The 19521-nt window shown below is 63.3% G+C and carries 19 protein-coding genes; 9 read left to right on the forward strand and 10 right to left on the reverse strand.

Annotation, left to right across the window (positions count from 1 at the left end; all coding sequences use genetic code 11):
- Window positions 1-7: 7 nt before the first annotated feature.
- On the reverse strand, window positions 8-607 hold the full coding sequence (locus tag IC234_RS06105) for a hypothetical protein (RefSeq protein WP_190922966.1): 600 nt from the start codon (window positions 605-607) through the stop codon (window positions 8-10).
- Window positions 608-759: 152 nt separating this feature from the next.
- Between IC234_RS06105 and IC234_RS06110 the strand changes: the two genes are divergently transcribed.
- Together IC234_RS06110 and IC234_RS06115 are read left to right on the forward strand one after the other, a co-directional pair.
- Window positions 760-1458 carry a hypothetical protein gene (locus IC234_RS06110; protein WP_190922967.1) on the forward strand — a complete coding sequence of 233 codons (699 nt, stop codon included), beginning with the start codon at window positions 760-762 and terminating at the stop codon, window positions 1456-1458.
- Between the two features lie 521 nt (window positions 1459-1979).
- The gene (locus IC234_RS06115) at window positions 1980-2624 is read left to right on the forward strand and encodes a hypothetical protein (protein ID WP_190922968.1); all 645 of its coding nucleotides are present in this window, start codon (window positions 1980-1982) and stop codon (window positions 2622-2624) included.
- Between the two features lie 218 nt (window positions 2625-2842).
- Here IC234_RS06115 and IC234_RS06120 read toward each other — a convergent pair whose 3' ends face one another.
- From IC234_RS06120 to IC234_RS06130, 3 genes are all read right to left on the reverse strand, one after another.
- On the reverse strand, window positions 2843-4009 hold the full coding sequence (locus IC234_RS06120) for a DegT/DnrJ/EryC1/StrS family aminotransferase (RefSeq protein ID WP_190922969.1): 1167 nt from the start codon (window positions 4007-4009) through the stop codon (window positions 2843-2845).
- 69 nt (window positions 4010-4078) lie between these two features.
- Window positions 4079-4771 carry an acetyltransferase gene (locus IC234_RS06125; protein ID WP_190922970.1) on the reverse strand — a complete coding sequence of 231 codons (693 nt, stop codon included), beginning with the start codon at window positions 4769-4771 and terminating at the stop codon, window positions 4079-4081.
- 10 nt (window positions 4772-4781) lie between these two features.
- Complete coding sequence (locus IC234_RS06130) at window positions 4782-5423, reverse strand: sugar transferase (RefSeq protein WP_190922971.1); 642 nt, start codon at window positions 5421-5423, stop codon at window positions 4782-4784.
- Between the two features lie 47 nt (window positions 5424-5470).
- Between IC234_RS06130 and ispE the strand changes: the two genes are divergently transcribed.
- Window positions 5471-6295, forward strand: coding sequence for a 4-(cytidine 5'-diphospho)-2-C-methyl-D-erythritol kinase (gene ispE, locus IC234_RS06135; RefSeq protein WP_190922972.1), 825 nt, complete (start codon window positions 5471-5473; stop codon window positions 6293-6295).
- Here ispE and IC234_RS06140 read toward each other — a convergent pair.
- The 3 genes from IC234_RS06140 to tgt all read right to left on the reverse strand — a co-directional run bounded on the left by IC234_RS06140 (window position 6292) and on the right by tgt (window position 9677).
- On the reverse strand, window positions 6292-7239 hold the full coding sequence (locus IC234_RS06140; RefSeq protein ID WP_190922973.1) for a DMT family transporter: 948 nt from the start codon (window positions 7237-7239) through the stop codon (window positions 6292-6294). The genes ispE and IC234_RS06140 overlap by 4 nt on opposite strands.
- Before the next feature lie 143 nt (window positions 7240-7382).
- The gene (locus IC234_RS06145; RefSeq protein WP_190922974.1) at window positions 7383-8462 is read right to left on the reverse strand and encodes an LptF/LptG family permease; all 1080 of its coding nucleotides are present in this window, start codon (window positions 8460-8462) and stop codon (window positions 7383-7385) included.
- Window positions 8463-8546: 84 nt separating this feature from the next.
- Complete coding sequence (gene tgt, locus IC234_RS06150; protein WP_190922975.1) at window positions 8547-9677, reverse strand: tRNA guanosine(34) transglycosylase Tgt; 1131 nt, start codon at window positions 9675-9677, stop codon at window positions 8547-8549.
- A 72-nt stretch (window positions 9678-9749) separates the two neighbouring features.
- Here tgt and IC234_RS06155 point away from each other — a divergent pair, with 72 nt between their 5' ends.
- The 3 genes from IC234_RS06155 (at window position 9750) to rsmG (ending at window position 12260) form a co-directional block, all read left to right on the forward strand.
- Complete coding sequence (locus IC234_RS06155; protein WP_190922976.1) at window positions 9750-10895, forward strand: glycosyltransferase; 1146 nt, start codon at window positions 9750-9752, stop codon at window positions 10893-10895.
- A complete protein-coding gene (locus IC234_RS06160; protein WP_190922977.1) occupies window positions 10886-11509 on the forward strand; it encodes an RNA polymerase sigma factor in 624 nt (207 codons plus the stop codon). Before IC234_RS06155 ends, IC234_RS06160 begins: the two co-directional genes overlap by 10 nt.
- Window positions 11510-11642: 133 nt before the next feature.
- Window positions 11643-12260: a 16S rRNA (guanine(527)-N(7))-methyltransferase RsmG gene (gene rsmG / locus IC234_RS06165; protein ID WP_190922978.1), complete on the forward strand. Its 618-nt coding sequence runs from the start codon at window positions 11643-11645 to the stop codon at window positions 12258-12260.
- 113 nt (window positions 12261-12373) lie between these two features.
- Here rsmG and IC234_RS06170 read toward each other — a convergent pair whose 3' ends face one another.
- A complete protein-coding gene (locus IC234_RS06170) occupies window positions 12374-13354 on the reverse strand; it encodes a YheT family hydrolase (protein WP_190922979.1) in 981 nt (326 codons plus the stop codon).
- A gap of 283 nt (window positions 13355-13637) precedes the next feature.
- Here IC234_RS06170 and rpsT point away from each other — a divergent pair, with 283 nt between their 5' ends.
- The 3 genes from rpsT to IC234_RS06185 all read left to right on the forward strand — a co-directional run bounded on the left by rpsT (window position 13638) and on the right by IC234_RS06185 (window position 17202).
- A complete protein-coding gene (gene rpsT / locus IC234_RS06175; protein ID WP_190922980.1) occupies window positions 13638-13889 on the forward strand; it encodes a 30S ribosomal protein S20 in 252 nt (83 codons plus the stop codon).
- A 178-nt stretch (window positions 13890-14067) separates the two neighbouring features.
- Window positions 14068-15609 (forward strand): T9SS type A sorting domain-containing protein, encoded by a 1542-nt coding sequence (locus IC234_RS06180; RefSeq protein ID WP_190922981.1) that lies wholly within the window; start codon window positions 14068-14070, stop codon window positions 15607-15609.
- 33 nt (window positions 15610-15642) lie between these two features.
- Window positions 15643-17202 carry a T9SS type A sorting domain-containing protein gene (locus IC234_RS06185; RefSeq protein WP_190922982.1) on the forward strand — a complete coding sequence of 520 codons (1560 nt, stop codon included), beginning with the start codon at window positions 15643-15645 and terminating at the stop codon, window positions 17200-17202.
- Between the two features lie 73 nt (window positions 17203-17275).
- On the opposite strand, the gene pyk is transcribed toward IC234_RS06185, so the two are convergent.
- Window positions 17276-18715 carry a pyruvate kinase gene (gene pyk, locus IC234_RS06190; protein ID WP_190922983.1) on the reverse strand — a complete coding sequence of 480 codons (1440 nt, stop codon included), beginning with the start codon at window positions 18713-18715 and terminating at the stop codon, window positions 17276-17278.
- A 311-nt stretch (window positions 18716-19026) separates the two neighbouring features.
- Window positions 19027-19455 (reverse strand): IPExxxVDY family protein, encoded by a 429-nt coding sequence (locus tag IC234_RS06195; protein ID WP_190922984.1) that lies wholly within the window; start codon window positions 19453-19455, stop codon window positions 19027-19029.
- Between the last annotated feature and the right edge of the window lie 66 nt (window positions 19456-19521).

Below are 19521 nucleotides of genomic sequence, written 5' to 3' on the forward strand. Positions count from 1 at the left end.
CGTTTTCTTACAGCTTGTCCGACACTTGCTCGGAAATTTGGCGGCCGGTGCGCAGGGCCTGGTACTCGGCCTGCTGCGCACGAATGTTCACCTTGTCATCGAACGAAAAGCTGCCCCGGAGCTGCTCGTAGCGCCCGTTGAGGCGGCTGAGCACGGCCGAGGCGTTGGCCCAGTCGGCGGCGTTCCAGCCCGAACGGTCGCTGTGCACGCGGTCCATGAAGCGGCTGTAGGCGTCAAGCAGGCCGGTGGTGGTGAGGGTGGAAACCGTGGTTTTCTTGCGCAGGAACGTGGTTACCTGGGCATCGGTGGCCGGCCCAGCGGGCACGTCGGCCGTGGTGGGGCTGGACGTGGTGGTTTTGGTGGTCGTGGACGACGGCGCGGCGGTGCCCGCCGGCACGTAAATGGTGCGCGTGGTGCGCCGAATGACTTTGCCGGTGGCCGGGTCCAGGTCTTCGGTTACTTCGGTTTGGGGCTGCATGCCGGGGGGCACCGTGGCGGGAGTGCTGGCCGGGGCCGGCGTGGTGGTGGTTTTGGTGGGCGTGGTCTGGGCGGCGGCGGCCAGCGGCAGGGCCAGCAGGAGGGCCGCGAAAAGGCGAAGGTTTTTCATGGAAATAAAAAGATGGATGCCCCTTTAACGGCAAACACCGTGCTACGGTGTGCGCTAGGTTGGTAAACAAAAAAGCGCTACTCTTACGCCGCCGCTGATAGTCAGCGCGTGACCACTTCCGCGGTCTACCGTTTTCTCTTTTTTCTTCCCCCATGCAAGGCGCGTACTCTACCTATTTTGACAACCCCTTCCTGGCCTTGCGCATGGCGCGGCCCGCCTACAAGGCCCAGGCCGAATACGCCCTGCGGGCCGGCCGCGAGGCCGCCCTCGGCGCCGCGTTTGCCCCGCTGCTGGCCGAGCTGGAAACCGCCATTGCCGGCTTCGACGAAAACCTGACCGACCGCAACCAGCCCACGGCCGGGGGCACCGACGCCTTCCGCCAGGCCCGCGCCGAGTGGCTGCTGTTCGTGGACGACGCCATGAAGGACCACGTCACGCCCAAGCTCCGCAAGCTGCCCGTCTACGCCGACTTCAAGAAGTTTGGCAAGAGCCGGCTGGCCGAGCTGGCCCAGCCCGAGCTGTTCACCGCGTCGCAGGCCCTCGTGGCCCTGTACCGGGCCCAGCAAGCCGCCTTGCCCGCCGAGGTGGCCGCCGGCGCCCAGGCCCGGTACGCCGCCCTGGTCGCCGCCGATGCCGCCCGCGACGCCCGGGCCGCCACCATCGCCGACGCCCGCCTGGAGCTGGCCGACGACCGCGCCGCCATTGCCCGCGCCCAGCGCCGCTTCAAGGCCCAGCTGGAACTCAAGTACGACGACGCCGAGAAGGTGTACAGCTTCTTCGATTTCTCGGCGGCCAAGCTGCCCAAGGCCAAAAAGAAAGCCGCGGCCGGTCCCTCGCCCGTCCAGCCCTAGCGCGAGCTCACCGGCCGCTGCCGGTCCATTCGCAAGGCCTCCGCGAGGACTCGCGGGGGCCTTTGGCGTTGCCGGAAGCGGGCAACGAGGGCGCGCGGCCCGGTTCCGAAACACCGGAAATGCCCCGCGAGTCCTCGTTGCCCGGTTCTGGAAAATCGGGAAATGCTTTGCAAGTACTCGTGCGGCCCTTCGGCAACTCCTGAAGCCCGCCGCGAGTACCGGCCGGGCACTGCGGGTGGTGGCAGTGCGTGTTGCCGCTGAAACCTGGTGGCGTATGGCTGCGCATCCGGGCGACTCGTGGCATTCGTAGCGAGTAAGAAGGCACCGCACGCGTTACTTCTTACAGAAAAGGCGGAATAGAAAATAGACCCTTTGGCTGAACCGAATCTGGACCGGAGGCAAATCGGGTGCTGTTCCCTTTGTCATGACGTCGGTGGCGAACACGGGCTTGGGCTTTTCGTTTCCCGTTCCGCACAACGAGGGCGGCGGTCCTGCCGCGGGGTGATACATTTAGAGCCATTATGAAAACGTTCACCCAGTCCTTGTTCGCGGTTGCCCCCGGGGCCCTTGCCCGGCGCCTGTACTTGGTGCCGGTGGTCGGCATCGGGGTATTTGCCGCGTTGTATGTCTTGGCCGCGCAACGCTACCCCGGCGGTTCCCCGGCCGACCCCGCGGCCCCGGGCTTTAGCTGGCTGCACAACTATTGGTGCAACCTGCTCAACGAACGCGCCCTGAACGGCGCCCCCAACGCGGCGCGAGCCGTTGCCCTGGCCGCAATGGGCGTCTTATGCCTTTCCTTGGGCCTGTTTTGGTGGCAACTGCCCGCTTGGTTGCTCTTCGGTCCCCGCGGCGCGGCCTTAGTTCGCGGGACGGGCACGCTGGCCCTGCTGACCGCTGGATTTTTGGCCACGGCCTATCATGACGTGGCCACGACGATTGCCAGCGTCTTGGGCTTGGTTACGTTGCTGGCCACCTTTTGGGGGTTGCACCAGCGGCGGGCCCGTTTCCTGTTGGGGTGGGGAGCGGCCTGCGCCGTGCTGATTGCCGCCAACAATGTCATCTACTACACCGGGTACGCCCTCTGGTTTTTACCGCTGCTGCAAAAAATCACGACGGTCGGGGTGCTGGGGTGGATTGTCTGGATGGCCCTTGCGCTCCACCCGTAAAGCAGGGGCCTTAACGGTTATTTAAAGGCTCCTTTCCGTGAACGAAAAGAACTAGCTCTATATCTCTTGGCCAACTGGCCCCTGTAGCGCAAACCAAGTTTACGAAACCCGTCTACGATTCACGGTTTACGAAATGGCTGGTAGGGATGAGTTTCGTAAACTCCAGCCAACAACCGCCTACGCTTCCTCAAAGGAGGGTTAGCCGACGGTATCAGCGGCTACCCCAGCGCCTCGGTCAGCGCTTCCTTCACCCGGCGCAGCTCGCCTTCGCCCATGGCCGTGCCGCTGGGCAGGCACAGGCCGCGGGCAAAGAGGTCGGCGCACACGGCGCCGCCGTACACGGGCGCGCTGGCAAAGATCGGCTGCAGGTGCAGGGGCTTCCACAGCGGCCGGCTCTCGATGTTGCGCGTTTCCAGGTGCAGGCGCAGGGTTTCGGGCGTGACGGGGCGGGCGGGCGCGTCGGCGTCCGGGTCGGCGGGGTTCACCAGAAGGGTGGTGAGCCAGCGGTTGGAGCGGCTGCCGGCTGGCTCCGGCGCCAGGGCCACCGTGATGCCGGGCAGGCGGGAGAGGTGCTCGCGGTACCAGTCGAAAATCTGGCGGCGGCGCTTCACCCGCTCCTCCAGCAACTCCATCTGGCCGCGGCCAATGCCCGCCAGAATGTTGCTGAGGCGGTAATTGTAGCCGGTTTGGGAGTGCTGGTAATGAGGCGCGTCGTCCTTGGCCTGGGTGGCGAGAAAGCGGGCCTTCTCGGCCAGCGCGCGGTCGTAGGTGACGAGGGCGCCGCCGCCGCTGGTGGTCAGAATCTTGTTGCCATTGAAGGAAAACACGCCCACCCGCCCGAAGCCACCCAGCGGCTGCTGCTGCCACTCAGAGCCCAGCGCTTCGGCGGCGTCTTCCAGAATGGGGATGTCGAATTCTTTGGCCACCGCCAGAATTTCGGGCAGCTTGGCCGGCATACCGTAGAGGTGCACCACGATGAGCGCCTTGGGCTTTTTGCCTTTGCTGATGCGGTCCACAATGGCCTCGCGCAGGCGCTCCGGGCACAGGTTCCAGGTGTCGGGCTCGCTGTCGACAAACACCGGGGTAGCCCCCAGGTACACCACGGGGTTGGCCGTGGCCACGAAGGTGAACGAGGGGCACAGCACCTCATCGCCCGGCCCCACGCCCAGCAAAATCAGCCCCAGGTGAATGGCGGCCGTGCCCGAGCTCAGCGCCACGCAGTAGGGTACGCCCACGGCCGCGCAGATGTCGGCCTCAAACCCCGCCAGGTTGGGCCCGGCCGGCGCCACCCAGTTGTCTTCAATGGCCTTGTGCACGTAGTTCAGCTCGTGCCGGCCGAGGTGGGGCGGGGAAAGGTAAAGGCGGTCGTAGTCTTGGCTGCGCATGCTGTTGCTTAAGGGTTGCAAAGAACGTCATGGTAGGCGCGGCCGGCATGGCATTCTGGTTCCAGCAGGTTATTTATCTTCCACCTTGAGGGCCCGCGCCGGCACGCCCACGGCCGTCACGTGGGGCGGCAGGTCGCGCACCACCACGGCCCCGGCTCCCACTATGCTGCCCTCTCCCACGCGCACGCCCTGAATCACCGTGGCGTTGGTGCCCAGGTAGCAGCCAGCGGCCAGCCGGGCGGCGCCGCTCACGTTGGCGTGCGGCATCAGGGAGCAAAAATCTTCCAGCACGGCGTCGTGGCCCACGGTGCAGCCCAGGTTGAGCAGCACGAAGCGGCCCAGCGAAATGTCGCAGGTCAGGATGCAGCCTTGTTGCACGAGGCAGCCCTCGCCCAGCGCAATGCGCTGCTCGGGGCCCAGCACCACTTGCGGGTGCACCAACGCCGGAAACGACAGGTGGGGAGAGCTAAGGCGGCTTACCACGGCGGCCCGGCTGGCCGAGCTGCCCACGGCCACGGCCACGGCCAACGGCTCGGCGGTGGCGTTGAGGTCGGCGCTGGTGCCCAGGTAGGGGAGGCCGGCCAGGGTGGGCGTTGCCGGTGCCACGTCGTCGTAGAAGCCCCGCACGTCCCAGGTGGGGTGCGAGGCGTTGAGCTGCCGAATCAGCAACAGCACTTCACGGCCCAGCCCGCCGGCTCCGAATATGACGAGGGGGGCGCCGGTTTCGCCGGCTTCGTAGTCTGAGAAAAACAAGGTGGTCATAGGGGGCTATCTACGGGGAAACCGGGGGCGGGGGCGTGCCCCGGAAGGCCAGGGTAGTGGCCTGGCCCGGCGTGGCCACGCCGCTGCCGCGCAGCACGCGCCCGCCCGTGCGCCACAAAATGGTCAGGTCCAGCCGCCACGACAGGTTGTCGACGTACCACACGTCGAAGGCAAATTTTTCTTCCCAACTGATGGCATTGCGGCCGTTCACCTGCGCCCAGCCCGTGAGGCCGGGTCGCGCCTCGTGGCGGCGGGCCTGGGTGGGCGTGTAGAGGGGCAAGTACTCGGGCAGCAGCGGGCGCGGGCCCACCAGGCTGAGGTCGCCGCGCAGGATGTTCCAGAGCTGGGGCAGCTCATCGAGCGAAGTAGCGCGCAGCCAGCGGCCCGTGGCGGGCAGGCGCGCGGCATCGGGCAGCAGCTGGCCGGTGGCGTCGCGCGCGTCGGTCATGGTCTGGAGCTTGTAGAGTGTGAACAGGCGCCCGTGCCAGCCCGGCCGCACCTGCCGCAACAGCCAGCGCCCCCGGTTTTGGGCCGCGGCCACGGCGGCCCCGCCCAGCAGCAGCGGCAGCGTCAGCAGTAGCAGCGGCAAGGCAATGGCTACGTCGAGCCAGCGCTTGCCGTGGCGGGCGTAAAAAGAATCGGGAGTGGGCACAGCGCAAAAGTAACTTTGCGTCGCAGGCTTTGGCTTGCGCTGTCCTCATGCTCGTTTTCCCCAACGCCAAGCTCAACCTCGGCCTCTACGTCACCCAGCGCCGGCCCGATGGCTTCCACCGCCTCGAATCGGTGTTTGTACCGCTGCCCTGGACCGATGCGCTGGAAATCCTGCCGGCCGCGCCGGGCCAGCCCACCAGCATCACGCTCACCGGCCGCCCCATTCCCGGCGACCCGGCCACCAACCTCTGCGTGCGGGCCTACGAACTGTTGCAGGCCGATTTTCCGCAGCTGCCGCCCGCGCAGCTCTACCTGCACAAGGTGGTGCCCATCGGGGCCGGCCTGGGCGGCGGCTCGGCCGATGCCGCGTTCGCCCTGAAGGCCACCAACGAGCTGTTTAACCTGGCACTCATGCCCGAAGCCCTGGAAAGCTACGCCCGTCGGCTGGGCTCCGACTGCGCATTCTTCATTCGCAACCAGCCCGTGCTGGCCGTGGAGAAAGGCGACATTTTCGAGGAAATTGACCTCAGCCTGTCCGGCCTGACGTGCGTGGTGGTGTACCCGGGGCTGCACATTGGCACGGCCGAGGCGTACGCCCGCATTGTGCCGCAGGCGCCGAAATTTCCGCTGCGCGAAGCCCTGGCGCAGCCAATGAGCACCTGGCGCGACACCGTCAGCAATGATTTTGAAACGGCCCTGGCGCCAACGTACCCGGCCCTGGCCGACATCAAGCAGCGGCTTTACGAGGCCGGCGCTACGTACGCCAGCCTATCGGGCTCGGGCTCGGCGGTGTACGGGCTGTGGCCCGCAGGCGCGCAGCCCGCGCCGATGGCGTGGCCGGCCGAGTATACTGTGTGGCAGGGCGTGCTCTAAACTGGCATGGCCGGCTCCAAATCCGGCTCTTTGTCCTTCATCAGCCGCGCCACCAGCGGGTGGATGAGCACGCTGAGCACGATGAGCAACGTGCCCACGTAGAAGCCCGTGCTCATGCGCTCCCCGTTGAACTGCGGGGCGTGCAGCAGGCCCTTGGTGTGCAGCCAGTAGATGCCCGCCGCCATGGCAATGCCGTACACCGGCTCGAGGTTGATGGTCAGGTTCACGGCGAATGGGGAGAGGCGCTTCATCAACTCCACCGAGGTGGAGAAAGCATACACCGTGCACACGCCCGCCAGCAGGCCCAGCCACAGCCAGTCTTGGCCGTGCCAGGCCAGCTGCAGGCCCTTGCCTTCCGTAAAAAAACGGCTGTAGATGGGAAAGAACACCGCAATGCTCAGGCAGGCCCCCAGCATCTCATAAAACGTGAGCCGCAGCGGCGGGTGCTGCTTTATCAGCTTCGAGTTCAGCACGCTAAATAGCGCCGACAAGCCCGCCGACAACACCGCAACACCCAGGCCCAGCAGCTGGTCGAGTTCGGCCTGGCTTACCAGGTACAAGCCCACCATGGTGATGAGCCCCAGTCCTACCTCGTAGCCGCGCACCCGACGCCAGAGCAGCAGTGGCTCCAATAGCGAGGTCCACAAGGCCAGCGTGGCCAGGCCCGCCAGGCACACGCTCACCGACGACAGCCGGGCCGCCAGAAAAAAGGTAATCCAGTGCGTGGCCACCAGCGCGCCCACCGCCAGCAGGCGCACCACCTGCCCCGCCGGAATGCGCCAGGGCATGCGCCGCGCGCCCAACAGCACGGCTAGCCCCGTGGCCGCCAGCAGCGTGCGCCAAAACACCAGCTCCACCGACGGCAGCGCAATGAGCTTGCCCAGTATGGCCGTGAAGCCCCACAGGAGCACAATGAAATGGAGCTTGAGGTAGTCGCGAAGCATAGAAGGTAAGCAAACAGAACGTCATGCAGAGCGCAGCGAAGCATCTCGCTCGGAGCAACAATCAACCGAATTAGCGGTGGCACGCGAGATGCTTCGCTGCGCTTTGCATGACCGCCCAACACCTTGCCTGCTTGCGCCAGATACTACTTCGGCACAAACCGGTACAGCGCCAGCCCGATGACGCTGAACACCGTGCTGGGAACCCAGGCCGCCACCAGCGGCGAGAGGCTGCCCACCTGGGCCAGGTTGCGGCTCAGCATCACGAAAATGATGAATATGAAGGCCAGCACGAACCCCAGCGCAATCTGCCCGCCCACGCCGGCCCTGGATTTTCGGGCGCTCAACGTCACGCCAATCAGCGTCAGGATGATGATGGAAAACGGGTAGGCATACCGCTCGTATTTCTCGCTCATGTAGAGCTGGGTGTCGTCGGCGCCGCGCTCTATTTTGTCTTTGATGTAGGCGTTGAGCTGCGGCAGGGTAAGGGTTTCGGCCAGCTTGTAGTTGCTGGCGAAGTCCTCGGTGCGCAGGTTCATGGTGGTGTCGCGGGCAGGCAGGGTTTGCAGGGTTTCGTCCTGCGGCCCGCGGAAGGTGCGCACCAGCTGCGGCGACAAGTGCCACATGTGCTTGGTCGAATCCCAGTTGATGGCATCGGCCGTCAGGCGGCGGCGCAGCACGGTGCCGTCCACGGTTTCGAGGGCAAAATGAAAGCCCACGTTGCTCGTGTTGTCGTAGCTCTCCATGTACACGTAGCTTTTCGGCCCAATCTTAATGTGCACGTTGCGCCCCTGAAACCGAAATGGCAGCTTGATATACGCCCGCTCAAACGCCACCCGCGACTTGTTGCCGATGGGCAGCACCCAGCCAATAAGCCCAAAAATGAGCAGCCCCACCACCGCCCCGCCCATGGCGTAGGGCAGCATCAGCCGCTTGAAGCTGACGCCGCTGGCCAGAATGGCCACAATCTCGGTGCGCGCCGCCAGCTGCGCCGTCACAAACACCACGGCGATGAAAATGGTGATGGGCGAAAGCAGGTTGGCGAAATACGGAAACAGGTAGATGTAATAGCCGAAAATGATTTTCCCCATCGACAAATTGTGCTGGATAAAGTCATCGTTTTTTTCGGTGAAATCAATCACGCAAATCACCGACACGAGTATCACCACCGAGAAGAAAAACGCGGCCAGAAACTTCTTGATGATGTATTTATCGAGGATGTTCATTTTAAGTCAGTGAACAGTTGGCAGTGAACAGTGAGCAATGCAGAACGTAACGGATAACGGCTCACTGTTAATTGTTAACTGCTTTTATAAACGCGTCATTACCTGTTTCACCATGCGGTCTTTCCAGGGGCCAAACGTGCCGGCCAGGATTTCCTTGCGGGCTTCCTTCACCAGCCACAGGTAGAAGGCCAGGTTGTGGGCCGAAGCAATTTGCGGGCCCAGCATTTCCTTGCACTGGAACAGGTGCCGCACGTAGGAGCGGCTATAGAACGTGCTGGCGTGCCCGCCAAGTTCGGGGTCGAGGGGCGAGAAGTCGGTTTCCCACTTCTTGTTGGTGATGTTCACGATGCCCTGCGTGGTGAACAGCATGCCGTTGCGGGCGTTGCGGGTCGGCATCACGCAGTCGAACATGTCGACGCCCAGGGCAATGTTTTCCAGGATGTTGGCCGGCGTGCCCACGCCCATGAGGTAGCGCGGCTTGTCTTTGGGCAGGATGTCGCACACCAGCTCGGTCATTTCGTACATCAGCTCGGCGGGCTCGCCCACGCTCAGCCCGCCAATGGCGTTGCCGGCCCGGCCCTGCTCGGCAATGAACTCGGCCGACTTGATGCGCAAATCCCGGAAGGTGCTGCCCTGCACAATGGGGAAAAGGTTCTGCTCGTAGCCGTAAAGCCCTTCGGTGCTGTCGAAGCGCTGGATACAGCGCCGGAGCCAGCGGTGCGTCATGTCGAGGGAGCGGGCGGCGTAGTCGTACTCGCAGGGCCAGGGTGTGCACTCGTCAAACGCCATGATGATGTCGGCCCCGATGACGCGCTGAATGTCCATCACGCCCTCCGGCGAGAACAAATGCTGGCTGCCGTCCACGTGCGAGCGGAATTTCACGCCCTCTTCCTTAATCTTCCGGGTGTTGCTCAGCGAATACACCTGGTAGCCGCCCGAGTCGGTCAGAATGGGCCGGTCCCAGCCGTTGAACCGGTGCAGGCCGCCGGCCGCGCGCAGCACGTCGAGCCCCGGCCGCAGGTAGAGGTGGTAGGTGTTGCCGAGAATAATCTGGGCGTTGATGTCTTCCTTGAGCGTGCTTTGCGACACCGCTTTCACGGTGCCGGCCGTGCCCACGGGCATAAAGATGGGCGTTTCGATGGTGCCGTGGGCGGTTTCGAGGCGGCCGGCGCGGGCTTTGGTGCCCGGGTCTTGGGCGAGAAGGTCAAAAGTCATAAGCAACCACAAAGGTAGCCCAGCCGCCCGGCGTCCCGTACTTTTGCCGGCCCCTTCACGCCCGTCGTTCCGTTGCAGATACCCATACCCACTTCCCCGTTTTTCTGGCTGCTCGTGGCGTGCGGAGTGGTGCAGCTCATGTACGCCGGGTATTTCTTCTGGCCGTTTGCCAGCCGCCCCGCCGAGGCCCCGGCCGACGCGCCCGGGCCGGATGCCGAGCCGGTTTCCATCGTGGTGTGCGCCCACAACGAGCTCGACAACCTGCGCCGCCTGCTGCCCCTGCTCTTGCAGCAAGATTACCCGGCCGGCTTCGAAATTGTGCTCATCGACGACCGCAGCGACGACGACACGTACTTATATGCCCAGCAGCTGGCCCAGTATTACCACGAGAAAGTGCGCCTCGTGAGCGTGGCCCGCACGCCCCGCGGCTTCGCCCCCAAGAAATACGCCCTCACCCTGGGCGTCAAAACCACCCGCTACGCCCGCCTGCTGTTCATCGACGCCGACTGCATTCCGGCCACCAACCAGTGGCTGCGCCTCATGCAGCGCGGCTTTGCGCACGGCAGCGGGGCCGACGTGGTGCTCGGGTTTTCGGCCTACGCCGCGGCCCCCGGCTTTCTCAACCACCTCATTCGCTACGAAACGCTGCTCACCGCCGCGCAGTACCTCAGCTTTGCCTGGCGCGGCTGGCCCTACATGGGCGTGGGCCGCAACCTGGCCTACACGCGGGCCTGCTTCAACGCCACCAAAGGCTTTGCCTCGCATATGCGCCTGCTCTCCGGCGACGACGACCTGCTGGTGCAGGACGCCGTGCGCTACGGCCAGCGCATCACCGTGGTGGCCGACCCCAGCGCCCACACCCTGAGCGAGCCCGCGGCCACCTGGCGCGCGTGGTGGCACCAGAAACGGCGGCATTTGTCGGCCGGCCGGGCCTACCGCCTGGCCGACCGGTTGCGCATTGGCACGTTCGTGGCGGCAAACGTGTTGTTCTACTTCGCTACGGTCGCGCTAGCATTTTCTTCAAACAATTGGGTACCTTTGGCGGTGGTATACGCCCTCCGAACTTTGTTCATGGGTGCGGTGTATGCCCGTTTGAGTAGCCGCCTGGGCCAGCCCGTAATCGTCGGGTTGCTACCCGTGCTCGACGTGGTTTATTTTTTCCAATACCTTGCCCTGGGAATCTCGCTATTCCTCAACCGCACCCTTCGATGGAAGTAAACAATCAAGATATTCAAAAGCAGTTTTCCGCCAAAGCCAAGCACGACTTCAAGTTGATTCGGGCCGCGGTGGACAACGGCGATGAAAAGGCGTATGCCGAGCTGATGCACATCTACAAGAAGCCCGTGTACCACGTGGTGCTCAAGATGGTGCGCAACCAGGACGACGCCGAAGACCTCACCATCGAAGCCTTCGCCAAAGCGTTTCGCAACCTGCACAAATTCAACCCGGAATATGCTTTCAGCACCTGGCTGTTCCGCATTGCCACCAATAACTGCATTGATTTTATTCGCAAGAATAAAATCAAAACCATGTCGATTGACTCGGCCATCAAGGTCGACAACGGCGACGAAATCACCATCGATTTCCGCGACAACGACCTGAACCCGGCCGAGCACGCCGTGCGCAACCAGAAAATCGAAATCATGCGCCACGTCGTGGCCCGCCTGCCCGACAAATACCAGCGCCTCGTGAGCCTGCGCTATTTCGACGAGCTCAGTTACGAAGAAATTGCCACCGAGCTCAAAGCCCCGCTCGGCACCGTGAAAGCCCAGCTGCACCGCGCCCGCGAGCTGCTCTATGACATGGTGAAGCACACCAAGCAGATTATTTAAGTTGTGAAAAAGCCCCGATGCGAGTCGGGGCTTTTTTGTTGGGTTGTGGTATTGAACGATAAAAAAAGGACGCCAGATGAGCATGACCGTTTCGTGTCGTGGCAAAACCCCCAAACCGTGCACCTTTGCACCCATGAATCTTTTGCCGCACTACTTCCCCGCGCTCACGCCCCAGCAGCTTCAGCTATTTCAGCAGCTTGAAACCGAGTTTCGGGCCACCAACGAAGCCATCAACCTCGTGTCGCGCACCGACATGGACAATTTCGTGGAGCGCCACGTGCTGCACTCGCTGGGCATTGCCAAAGTCATTCAGTTTCCCAAAGGCAGCGCCGTGCTCGACGTGGGCACCGGCGGCGGCCTGCCCGGCCTGCCGCTGGCCATCATGTTCCCGGACGTGCATTTTCACCTCGTCGACAGCATCGGCAAGAAAATCCGGGCCGTGCAGTTCATGGCGGCCGCTTTGGGCCTGCACAACGTGACGGCCGAGCAAACCCGCGCCGAGCAGCTCCGCACCAAATACGACTACGTGGTGAGCCGCGCCGTGGCCCGCCTCGCCACCTTCCACCCCTGGATTGCCCACCGCTTCAAGCCCCAGGGCGTGCCCGGCGCCGGCCTTTATTATTTGAAAGGCGGCGACCTGACCGAAGAAATTGCCGAATCCGGCCTGAAAGCCAAAATCACGGATTTGAGCAGCTTTTTCGAGGAAGAGTTTTTCGAAACGAAGAAGGTCGTTTTCGTGCCTGCGAAATAAGGGGACCCATCTATCGTCCTAGGTGCAGCGAAGGGCCTTTTCACAGGTGGACTTTCAACGTGAGAACTGCCTTCGCTGCGCGGACGCCAGATGTGAGTGACAGGGCTTAATTGTTACGCCGGCACCTCCGCCGTGAGAAACTCCACCGCGCGACGTTCGGAATAATACTCGCCGTTGCTCTCCGCAAAGCCCACGTGTCCGCCGTCCGGAGGCGTTTCCAGAAATACGTAGGGCGACTGCTCGGCCACCTCCCTAGGGAAGCACGAAGCCGGCAGAAACGGGTCGTTCTGGGCATTCACCAGTAGCGTGGGCACCCGGATGCCGCTCAGGTAGCGGCCAGAGCTGGCGTGCTGGTAGTAGGCATCGGCCGAGTCGAAGCCGTGCATGGGCGCGGTGTATTTGTCGTCGAACTGCGGAAAATTGCGCAGCGACTCCAAGCCCTCCAGGTCTACCTCGCCCGGCATCAGGGCGGCCTTGTCGCGAATTTTCTGGCGCAGCGATTTCAGGAAGCGGCGCATGTACACCTGGTTTTGGGGCCGGCCAATGTGGATGGAGCTGGCCCGCAAATCGGTGGGCACCGAGAACACGGCCGCCCGCTGCACCTGGGCGGGCACGCGGCCAGCGTCCTCGCCCAGGTATTTCAAGGTGACGTTGCCGCCGGCCGAGAAGCCCAACAGGTAGGCCCGCCGGTAGCGCCCGCTGGCCAGGGCGTGGCGCAGCACGGCATCCAGGTCGTCGGTGTCGCCGAGGTGGTAGGAGCGGAGCAGGCGGTTCATTTCGCCGCCGCAGCTGCGGTAGTTCCAAGCCAGCGCGTCGAGGCCGGCGCGGTTGAGGGCGCGCACCATGCCGCGCACGTAAGGCCGCGACGCGTCGCCCTCTAGGCCGTGCGACACGATGGCGAGGCCGTCGGTGGGGCGCATTTCGGGCAGGCGGCTCCAGTCCAGGTTCAGGAAGTCGCCGTCGGGCAATTCCAGGCGTTCGCGCTGGTACGCCACGTCGGGCACGGTGCGCCACAGGCTGGGCACGATGGTTTGCAGGTGGCCGTTGAATAGATAGAACGGCGGCTGATAGCGAGACTCAGCAACGAGGGGCATGGCGCGGATAAGTGGATAAATTGAAAGAGGATAAACAGCGCGCTGGATGGAATGGAACGTAAAGTTCTCACTTCATCGGCATGCATACTAATTTAGGGGCACCAAGGCGAAGCGGATATGAGTAGAAACAGTTTAAAACCTGATTTTGGTCTGCAGTCGGCAACTTCGAATAAGCTTTCACTCAAGATTTTTGGCCGGATGGTTTGAATTTGTCGGGGGGCTTTGTACCTTTGCCCTCCCAAACACAGAACTCAAGCATAACGCTCCCCTATATTTCCTGCTCATGGCAAACCATAAGTCGGCCCTCAAACGCATCCGCAGCAACGAAGCCAAGCGCGTGTTGAACCGTTACCAGCACAAATCCACCCGCACGGCCATCAAGCGCCTGCGCGAAGCCACCGACAAAACGGTTGCCCAGGAGCTGCTGAAAAAGGTGACGTCGATGCTGGACCGTTTGGCCAAGAAGAACATCATCCACAAGAACAAAGCTGCTAACAACAAAAGCAAGCTGACAAAGCTCGTTAACGCGCTCTAGTGCGACTACGAGTTTAGCGAGGCCAGGCTGCGCCGCCCCAAGGCCTGGTCTCGCGCTCATCACAGAAGCCCCGCTCGGCAACGAGCGGGGCTTCTTGCGTTTGGCCGGGTCGTACGCTTGGTAAAATGCTCAGGTGGCGTACCTTACGGGCACTGTTCCACGTCAAGCTACCCTGAGTATGAAACACCTTTACCCGTTGGCGCGGCCGCTGCTGGCCGCGTTGTTGGTTTTTATTGGATTTGGCGCGCAGGCGCAGCAGGCGTGGCGCCCGTTTCGGCCGGGGTTGATTTACACCTTTAGTCCGGTCGCGACCACGGGCACAGCCTACACCCTAAAGCTTGATTCGGCTTATGTAACGGCCGCCGGGGACTCGGCCTGGGCCTTCAACCGCGTGATGCGCGACGTGACGGGTAAAGTGCCGGACAACGGCGCGTCTATATTCCGCAAAAGCCGTAACAATCTTTTCGGACAGCGACTGGTGTGGCACCCGGGGTCCTCGGAGTATGTGCTGGAAACCCTGACCGAGGGCACGGCGCAAGCCGGCGCCGCGCTGCGCCTGCTCCCGCGGGCCGCCGTGGGCAGCACGTGGCTGGCCAGCGGCGCTGCCGTGATGGCCACGCTGAGCAGCCGCGGCCCACAAACGGTGAACGGCCAGCCCGACACGGTGGCCACCATCACCCTGAGCACGGGGCCGGTGCTGCGGATAAGCCGGCGTTTTGGCCTGCTGGAGGGGCCGCAGTGGTTGGCGCTGGGCAGCGGCACGGCGCAGTGGCGGGCTGCGCAGGTGCCGCAAACGCTGGCGCAGTCGCCTTACTATCCCACCACGCTGTTTGGCCTGGCGCCCGGTGACGAGTTGGGGTATGCATGGCAGCCTTTTTATTTTGGGTTCTCTCCCTGTGAAGAGGGCGTGGTGCTGCGGCGCATCACGGCGCGGCAACTGACCTCTGACAGCCTAATTTTTCTGCTGCAGGAGCAGCGCCGGGGGCAGCGGTACGGCATGCCCGAGTGCAGCGGCCCCGTGGGGCCTTTCACGGACCCGGTGGTGTCGAAGCGCTGGGCTTTTTCGTTGCGCACGGGCAAGTCGCCGCAATTTGCGGCGCTGCCGCTCCTCGCTGGCGAATACGGCCCCGCCTATGCGGGCCCGAGTGCGCCGCTGGTGATGGGAAGAGTGCTTATGGGCATGCCCGCGAGCGGCTTGTGCCAGGTGCCGCTGCAGATTCGGTATCAACGGGTGTTTCTCAACCAGCTGGGAGCAGTTTCCGGGCAATATCGGCCCGGACTGGACTCGCAAGGTTGGCAGCAAACTTTTGCCGTTGCCGACCCTTCGGCTCCCGGCCCCAGCGGTGTAGGCGACGTGGCGACGTATGACCTCGGGTTGCGCTACATCCGGCGCACCCTGCCGAGTGGTTTGGTTTACACGTGTGGCTCGGCCGGTAGTTTTACGGGCCTGCTGCCCGCCCGCGCCGCGCAGGCCGCAACAGTGGCCACGCTGTATCCCAACCCCGCTCCCGATGCAGCCACGCTCACGCTGGCCCAGCCCGCCCGCGCCGGCCAGCAGTTGCGCCTGACCGATGCGCTGAGCCGCACCGTGTGGACTGCGCCCGTGGCCGCTGGCCAGACGATGGCAACGGTGCCCCTTTCCGGGCGGCCCGCGGGCTTCTACCTGCTCAGCTTGAATGGCTCTGGCTTCTCAACAACCTGGAAGCTCATCCACGAATAAGCCTATTTGCTACCTAACCGCTGCTGGTTTACTATGAAACATATCTACCCTTGGGGGCGGCCGCTGCTGGCGGCGCTGCTCCTTTTCATGGGCTTCGGCGTGCATGCTCAGCAGGCTTGGCGGCCATTTCGGCCAGGAATGATTTACAGCTACGCGCTACGCAACAGCACCAACGTCACGCACACGTTGCGGGTCGATTCAGCCTATGCCACCCCGGCCGGCGACTCGGTATATGCGTTCAACCGATTGATGCGGCGAATGGCTGGCTCTTCCGGCGCGGGCACATTTGCGAAGAGCCGCAACAACCTGTTCGGTGCGCGCATGCGCTGGACGCCCGGGCAGGGATTTTACATACTGGAAAGCGACGCCCAAAACAACGTGCAAAACGCGACGGCGCTTCGCATCTACCCGCGGGCAGGCGTGGGGCAAACGTGGGTGGCCAGCACTTCGCCGTTGATGACGGCCATTGTGCAGGCCCGAAGCCAGCTCCCTATACTGGCGGGAACGCCGGATTCGGTGGTGACCATCGAACTGCGCAACGGCACGTCCACCGCCGGGCCGCCGGTGGTGGCATTCACGCTCTCCCGTACCCACGGGTTGGTAGAAGCCACGCCGTGGCTGGGGGCGGCCGCCACCGGCACGCCGACCAGCGCGCCGCTGATGGCCGCCCTGCCGGCACCGCTGCTGCAATCGGCGTATAGCCCACTGGCCCTCTTTACCATGCAGCCCGGCGATGAAATGGGCTACTACTGGGAGCCATTCAACTACCTAAGCGGCATCTTCTGTTCCAATGCTTATACCCTGCGCCGCATCCTGACGCGGCAGCAGAGGGCCGACAGCTTGGTTTTTACTTACCGCGAACAGACGCGTTCCGAGAATTTTGGCTGGTCTATGTGCGGCGGAATTCCGGCATCGGTCACCATTGGGCCGGTGCAAACGCGCCGGATGGCGGTTTCGCTCGTCACAGGGGCCTCGCCGCAATTTCCGGCCCTGGCATTGCTAGCCGGCGAATACAAGCCGGACCCCGTTTTCACCTTTCGCCAAGGGCAACTGATGGGCGTGGGCATTATGCCCAATTTCGCCAACGACTGCTTGAGCAGTGGGAACTACTTGCCCTACACCCGGGTGTACGTCAACAGCACGGGCGGCCCAACCACGCCGCCTACCTACTCGCTGGGCATGGACTTATTCGCGTGGCAGCAGTCGTTTGGGGGCGCGCCGGGACTGGGCGACGTGTCCACCGGCGAAACCAGCATGGTGTATTACCGCCGCAGCACGGGCACGCCCCTGGTGTGCGGCTCCTTTATCAACTTCGCCAGCCTGCTGCCCACGCGTGCTGCCGAAGCTGCTTCCGTAGCCACGCTGCACCCCAACCCGGCTACCGACGCCGCTACGCTTACCTTGAATCAGCCCGCCCGCGCCGGCCAGCACTTGCGCTTGACCGATGCCCTGGGCCGCACCGTGTGGAGCGCGCCCGTGCCCGCGGGCCAAACCGCCGTGGCCGTGCCGCTGGCCGGGCGGCCCGCCGGCCTCTACCTGTTGCACCTGAGCGGCCCTGGCGCCACCGCCACCTGGAAGCTCACCCACGAGTAAGCCTTGGGTTTGCCCATAAAAAAGCCCCCGCTGCTCATGCAACGGGAGCTTTTTTGCGTTTGGCAGCGCGGGTTTAGGCCACGCTCACTTTCACCATGTTGGCTTTGCCCTTGTCCTGGATGGGCATGGAGCCGGTGTTGATGAACACGTCGCCGGCTTCGAGGTGGCCGGTGGTGGTGAGGACGTAGCGGATGTCCGTGATGGTGCTGTCGGTGCTGATGAGGCGGTCGTAGTAGAAGCTGCGCACGCCCCACACTAGGCTCAGCGCCGTGAGCAGGTTGCGGTTGTCGGTGAAAATAAAGATGTTCGCCTTCGGGCGGTATTTGGCCAGCTGGAAGGCCGTGTAGCCGTGGTGCGTCATGCCCGTGATGGCCTTCGAGCCCGTGTTTTTGGCCAGGTGGCAGGAAGCAGAGAGTACGCTGTCGGCCATGAAGTTGGGGCCGTTCGGGTCGATGGGCCACCACTTGTGGAAGAGCTGCGGGCTGCGGCTTTCCACGCTCAGGATGGTGCCCACCATCGAGCGGATGACCTCGGCCGGGTAGGCGCCCACGGCGGTTTCGGCGGAGAGCATCACGGCGTCGGCGCCGTCGAGCACGGCGTTGGCCACGTCGCTGGTTTCGGCGCGGGTGGGGCGGGGGGCCGTAATCATCGATTCCATCATTTGGGTGGCCACGATGACGGGCTTGCCGGCCGCGTTGCACTTGGCGATAATCATTTTCTGGGCCATGGGCACCTCCTCCATCTTCACCTCCACGCCGAGGTCGCCGCGGGCCACCATCACGGCATCGGTGATGGCGATGATTTCGTCGATGTTGCGCAGGCCGTCCGGCGTTTCAATCTTGGCCACCACGCGGGTGGTTTTGCCGGCTTCGGCAATGATTTTTTTGATGAAGCGAATGTCGTCGGCTTTGCGGGCAAAGCTCAGCGCCACCCAGTCCACGTCGTGCAGCAGGCCAAACTGCAGGTCTTCAATGTCCTTCTCCGTCATGCTCGGGGCCGAAACTTCCGAGTCGGGCAGGTTGATGCCTTTGCGGGGCTTCACCAGGCCGCCGTACACCACTTCCACGTCCACTTCAGTTTCGCGGTCGGTGGCCAGCACTTTCAGCTCAATCTTGCCGTCGTCAATCAGAATCATGTCGCCGGCCTTCACGTCGCGGGCCAGGCCCATGTAGATGGTGCTCAGGCGCGTGGCCGTGCTGATTTCCTTCTCGCCGCACACCAGCTTCAGCTTGTCGCCGGCCTTGATTTCGACGCCGCCGCCTTCTACTTCGCCCAGGCGAATCTTGGGGCCCTGCAAGTCCTGCAGCAAGCCCACGGAAGTGCGCATGTCCTTGTTCAGGCGGCGCACGGTGTTGATTACGCTCAGGTGGTCTTCGTAGGAGCCGTGCGAAAAATTGAGGCGAAACACATCCACGCCCTCGCGGATGAGGATGCCGAGGCGCTCGTAGGTATTGGAAGCCGGGCCCACGGTGGCCACGATTTTGGTTTTGTTGAAAACAGGATGGTTATCCATGCGAAGTGCGAAAATGTCGGTACAAAAAAACTCCCCACCTGAAAAAAGGAGGGGACAGGTTGCCCACAGTACATCGGCTGAAGTAGCAGGCGCTGAAAGAAGCAGGCCCCGGTTTGGAAGGGCTCAGCAGGGCAAAAGTCGTTTAATTAAATTGAAATGCCTATTGCCAGCGGGGCATTTGTCGGCAAGATGTCGATACCGATACGGAAAGGTCCCTATTTTGACCAACGCCCGGGCTGCTCATCACATGCCGTTTATCAGGCTTTGCCGGTTAAACAAGCCAGGCAGCTGCGGGCCAGGACGGCCCAAACTCACAGAATCAAGTTCTCCTTGTACTTGAGCGTGTTGGGGTCAAACTGACACACGTACTGCACGGCGTCGAGGGCGGCCAGCTGCTCCATCAATTCGTGGTCGGCCAGCGGCCCGGTGCCGTTGGTGACGGCCAGCAGGTAGTCGTATTCCTTAATGTCGGGCGCCAGAAAGGGCTTTTTGAGCGTAGAGGGTGCCACCGAGCGGTTGCGCAGCAGCCGGAAGGTGAGGGCCTCGGTGGCGTGCAGGTAGTGCGTGAACACGAGCCGGCCGCGGCTGAGCAGGTTCAGCAGCAGCTCGGGCTGCTTCACCAGGCGCAGGCGCAGGGCGCGGTTCAGCGTCCAGGCCAGGGTGTAGTCGCGGGTGCTGCTCACCAGCCCAAACAGGGCAAAGTCGCACTCGTAGTCAACGTCGAGGGTGAAGGTTTTCATGGCAGCCGCAAAAAGGGCACCCGCGGGCGGGCAGGGCAAAGCTACGGCCTGCGCGGGGCGGTTGCC

This window comes from Hymenobacter armeniacus (assembly GCF_014699055.1).
Taxonomy (GTDB): domain Bacteria; phylum Bacteroidota; class Bacteroidia; order Cytophagales; family Hymenobacteraceae; genus Hymenobacter; species Hymenobacter armeniacus.

Bases quoted from the DNA above. Each gene is read 5' to 3' on its own strand.
- IC234_RS06105 (WP_190922966.1), bottom strand. From the start codon at position 607: ATGAAAAACCTTCGCCTTTTCGCGGCCCTCCTGCTGGCCCTGCCGCTG.
- IC234_RS06110 (WP_190922967.1), top strand. From the start codon at position 760: ATGCAAGGCGCGTACTCTACCTATTTTGACAACCCCTTCCTGGCCTTG.
- IC234_RS06115 (WP_190922968.1), top strand. From the start codon at position 1,980: ATGAAAACGTTCACCCAGTCCTTGTTCGCGGTTGCCCCCGGGGCCCTT.
- IC234_RS06120 (WP_190922969.1), bottom strand. From the start codon at position 4,009: ATGCGCAGCCAAGACTACGACCGCCTTTACCTTTCCCCGCCCCACCTC.
- IC234_RS06125 (WP_190922970.1), bottom strand. From the start codon at position 4,771: ATGACCACCTTGTTTTTCTCAGACTACGAAGCCGGCGAAACCGGCGCC.
- ispE (WP_190922972.1), top strand. From the start codon at position 5,471: ATGCTCGTTTTCCCCAACGCCAAGCTCAACCTCGGCCTCTACGTCACC.
- IC234_RS06140 (WP_190922973.1), bottom strand. From the start codon at position 7,239: ATGCTTCGCGACTACCTCAAGCTCCATTTCATTGTGCTCCTGTGGGGC.
- IC234_RS06145 (WP_190922974.1), bottom strand. From the start codon at position 8,462: ATGAACATCCTCGATAAATACATCATCAAGAAGTTTCTGGCCGCGTTT.
- tgt (WP_190922975.1), bottom strand. From the start codon at position 9,677: ATGACTTTTGACCTTCTCGCCCAAGACCCGGGCACCAAAGCCCGCGCC.
- IC234_RS06160 (WP_190922977.1), top strand. From the start codon at position 10,886: ATGGAAGTAAACAATCAAGATATTCAAAAGCAGTTTTCCGCCAAAGCC.
- rsmG (WP_190922978.1), top strand. From the start codon at position 11,643: ATGAATCTTTTGCCGCACTACTTCCCCGCGCTCACGCCCCAGCAGCTT.
- IC234_RS06170 (WP_190922979.1), bottom strand. From the start codon at position 13,354: ATGCCCCTCGTTGCTGAGTCTCGCTATCAGCCGCCGTTCTATCTATTC.
- rpsT (WP_190922980.1), top strand. From the start codon at position 13,638: ATGGCAAACCATAAGTCGGCCCTCAAACGCATCCGCAGCAACGAAGCC.
- IC234_RS06180 (WP_190922981.1), top strand. From the start codon at position 14,068: ATGAAACACCTTTACCCGTTGGCGCGGCCGCTGCTGGCCGCGTTGTTG.
- IC234_RS06185 (WP_190922982.1), top strand. From the start codon at position 15,643: ATGAAACATATCTACCCTTGGGGGCGGCCGCTGCTGGCGGCGCTGCTC.
- pyk (WP_190922983.1), bottom strand. From the start codon at position 18,715: ATGGATAACCATCCTGTTTTCAACAAAACCAAAATCGTGGCCACCGTG.
- IC234_RS06195 (WP_190922984.1), bottom strand. From the start codon at position 19,455: ATGAAAACCTTCACCCTCGACGTTGACTACGAGTGCGACTTTGCCCTG.